At 74.8% G+C, this 3,089-nt stretch carries 3 protein-coding genes and 2 pseudogenes; 1 reads left to right on the top strand and 4 read right to left on the bottom strand.

Features of this window, described 5'->3' with window-relative positions; genetic code table 11:
• Positions 1–54: 54 nt before the first annotated feature.
• Entirely contained in the window at positions 55–327 is a 273-nt protein-coding gene (locus ACWEVO_RS33715; protein WP_452311468.1) for a tetratricopeptide repeat protein, read from the top strand.
• Positions 328–480: 153 nt separating this feature from the next.
• Here ACWEVO_RS33715 and ACWEVO_RS33720 read toward each other — a convergent pair.
• The 4 genes and pseudogenes from ACWEVO_RS33720 to ACWEVO_RS33735 all read right to left on the bottom strand — a co-directional run.
• Positions 481–1,893 (bottom strand): annotated as a pseudogene (locus ACWEVO_RS33720) (cation:proton antiporter domain-containing protein); the annotation flags it as partial.
• Between the two features lie 58 nt (positions 1,894–1,951).
• Complete coding sequence (locus ACWEVO_RS33725; protein ID WP_452311466.1) at positions 1,952–2,386, bottom strand: ChaB family protein; 435 nt, start codon at positions 2,384–2,386, stop codon at positions 1,952–1,954.
• Between the two features lie 25 nt (positions 2,387–2,411).
• Positions 2,412–2,849, bottom strand: coding sequence for a phage holin family protein (locus ACWEVO_RS33730; protein ID WP_452311467.1), 438 nt, complete (start codon positions 2,847–2,849; stop codon positions 2,412–2,414).
• 34 nt (positions 2,850–2,883) lie between these two features.
• Positions 2,884–3,089, bottom strand: a pseudogene (locus tag ACWEVO_RS33735) (NrfD/PsrC family molybdoenzyme membrane anchor subunit); the annotation flags it as partial.

Genomic DNA, 3,089 nt, shown 5'->3' on the forward strand with positions numbered 1-3,089 from the left:
CTGCGGCTGGCCCAGGACCTCGAGGGCCAGCAGCGGTACGACGCCGCTGCCCAGATGTATCGGGAGGCGCTGCGGGAGCGGCCCGACGACGTCGTCCGGCTGCGCCTCGCCTTCGCCCTGCTGCGCTCCGGGGACGCCGCCGGGGCGGAGCAAACCGCCCGGGACGCCCTCACCGACTCGCCCGACTCGCCCGACGGCCTGCTGGTGCTGGGCCTGGCGGAACGGACCACGCGACCGACCGACGCCCCGACGACGCTGCGGCGGTTCCTCACCGTCGCGCCGGAGCACCCCGCGGCCGCGGAGATCCGCCGGCTGCTCGGCTCGTGACCGCCGGACCGGCTGCTCGGCTGTCGTCCGCCCGGAGGCGTCGCGGTCCACGGAACTCCGCCGGGATCGGCCCCGGCCAGCCGGCTCAGTCAGGCTCGCCGGTGAAGACGCGCTCCGCCGCCGGCTGCTCCCCGCCGGCTGCTCCCCGCCGGCCACCAGCACCTCGTCCCCGGCCCGCAGCACCGTCTCCCGGCCGAGCCGGACATGTTCGCCGCCGCGGCTCACCAGGCTCACCCACACCCCCTCGTCCCGGCTGAGCTCGAACAACGGCCGGCCGTCGGCGGGGGCGCCCGGTGAGATCGTGTACTGCCGCAGGCCCACCGGTTCGCCCTGGACCCGCATGCCGACCGCCCAGGGTCGCAGCGGCACGCTCCGCATCGGCACCCGGCACCAGCGGGCCACCAGCGGGACCAGGCCACCCTGCACGACGATCGAGAACGCCACCACGGCGAAGACGATGTCGAACAGCCGCAGGTTCTGGGCCAGGTGGGCGGTGAGGATGAAGGTGCCCAGCAGGATCGGCACCGCCCCTTTCAACCCGGACCAGACGATGAAGATCCGCTCCCCCCAGCGCAGCCGCACGGCGGTGAGCAGGCCACCGACGACCAGTGGCCGGATCACGAAGGTGAGCAGCATGGCGAGCGCCAGGCCGGTCAGCCAGGCGTTCTCGGTGACCATGCTGCGCAGCGAGACGATGAGCCCGAGCAGGCCGAACGCCAGGATCTCGCCCAGGCTGGCCAGAGCGCCGTGGAAGCGCCGGATCTCCCGTTCGAACGGCGCCCGCGCGTCGCCGACCACGATGCCGGCGACGAACACGGCGAGGAAGCCCGAGCCGCCCGCCAGCGTGGCCGCGCCGTAGAGCGACCCGGCGGCGAAGAGCACCTGCAGCGGGTAGAGGCTCTCGTCGGGCAGGACCACCCGGCGCATCAGTTGCCGGACCAGCCAGCCGCCGGCCAGGCCGATCGCCGTGCCCACCGCGAGTTGCCGGGCGAACTCGCCGACGCCGGACGCGACGGCCGACCAACCCCCCGCGGTCCCGGCCGGAAGCAGGCTGATCATGAGGGCGATGCTGACCGGGTCGTTGGCCCCGGACTCGCCCTCGATCACGGTGCCGCTGCGGCCCACCACGGTGCGCCGGCCGAGCACGGAGAAGACCGCGGCCGGGTCGGTGGGCGACAGGGCGGTCCCCACGAGCAGTGCGGAGAGCCAGTCGAACCCGAACAGCCAGCGCAACGCCAGGGCCAGCGCGCCCGCGGTCAGCAGGGTGCCGGCCACCCCGACCAGGGCGACCGGCCCGAGCGAGGGCCGCAGCCGCCGCCAGCCCATCGACATGCCGCCGCTGAACAGCACGAGCACGAGGGCGATCTCGACCAGGTGCCGGACGGCGTACAGCGACAGGTCGTTGAGCCGCGGGAACAGGTCGGAGATGATCGCCGCGGCGAACAGGAACAACGCCGGCGCCGGCAGCCGCAGCCGGTCGGCCAGGCGGTTGGACAGCACGGCGAGAACGGCCACCGCGCCGAGCACCGCCACGTAGAGCGGGAAGTCGGTCAACGGCCACCGCACCCGGTGGGGTCCGCGGCGCGGGGTTCGCTCGCCGGCACGGACCCGACGGCGTCGAGCATCACCTGCGGCGGGCGCGGGCGGTGGCGCGGGCGTTGGCCTTCTCGATGGCCCGGACGAGCTCGTCCTTGTTCAGTTTCTGCGGATCGTCGATGCCGACCTTCCGCGCCACGTCCTCCAGGTGCCCCTTGCTCGCGTTGGCGTCGACCCCCTGGGCCGTGGGCCGTTCCCGGTCCCGGGAGGCCGGGGTGCCCAGTGCCGCCTGCGGATCCGAGGGGCCCCTGTGCTCCTTCGGCTCCCAGTGGTCGCCGACCTTCTCGTGGGTGTGCTTCAACGACGCGTACGCCGTGCGGTGGGCCCGCTCGCCGTCGCCGTAGGTCTCCTCGGCCGACTCCAGGGTCTTCTTGTAGGTCCGGACCGCCTTGTCGTCGGAGCGCGCGATGGTCGAGGGCACCTCGTCGCGCATCTCCTCGGCCTGCTCGTGCTTGTCCGGCATGACGTCCTCCCGATCCTGTGGCCGGCTACCGGTCCAGCTCGTCGCGGGCGGCCTCGCTGCCGGCGGGCACCACCTTGCCGGCGGTGGCCGACACCATGTCCCGCACCTCGTCCGCGAGCTGCGCCGACGTGCCACCCGCCGCACGCAGCTGCGCCAGCCCCATCCGCCCGAGCACCACCGCCGTCATCAGGTAGCCGGCGGTGAGTCCGGCGGCGGCCAGGCGACGCGGCAGCACCGTCTCCAGCATGCGCAGCACCGTGGTCGACGCCGCCCCGGCGCCGAGCACCAGACAGCCACCGGCGGCGGCCAGCAGGGCGATGCCCACGCCGGCCGGGCGGGCGGCCTCGGTCACCTGGCTGCGGACGGCCCGGACCTCCTCCCGGACCACGTCCGCCACGTCCGCCGCCAGCCGTTCCGTCGGGCTGGCCCGGCGCCCGTCCCAGCGGGGTTGACCGTCGCTCATCGCTCCTCCACCTGTCCTGCTCGCGAACGTCTCACTACCCGGCCGGGGCGCTCACACACCGGTTCGCCGCGCCGGCCTGCGCGCGCCGCGGCACCACCGTGTACTTCGGGTCCGCCGCCGAGGCGGTGCCCGCGTGGAAGTAGCCGAACTTGGTCAACGCGGACTCGGCGGCCAGCGCCAGCCCTCCGGCCACGTCCAGTGCCCGGCCGCGGCGGACCGCCGCGGCCGCGACCAGCGCGA

Source organism: Micromonospora sp. NPDC003776, from assembly GCF_053605645.1.

Bases quoted from the DNA above. Each gene is read 5' to 3' on its own strand.
- ACWEVO_RS33715 (WP_452311468.1), top strand. From the start codon at position 55: ATGTATCGGGAGGCGCTGCGGGAGCGGCCCGACGACGTCGTCCGGCTG.
- ACWEVO_RS33725 (WP_452311466.1), bottom strand. From the start codon at position 2,386: ATGCCGGACAAGCACGAGCAGGCCGAGGAGATGCGCGACGAGGTGCCC.
- ACWEVO_RS33730 (WP_452311467.1), bottom strand. From the start codon at position 2,849: ATGAGCGACGGTCAACCCCGCTGGGACGGGCGCCGGGCCAGCCCGACG.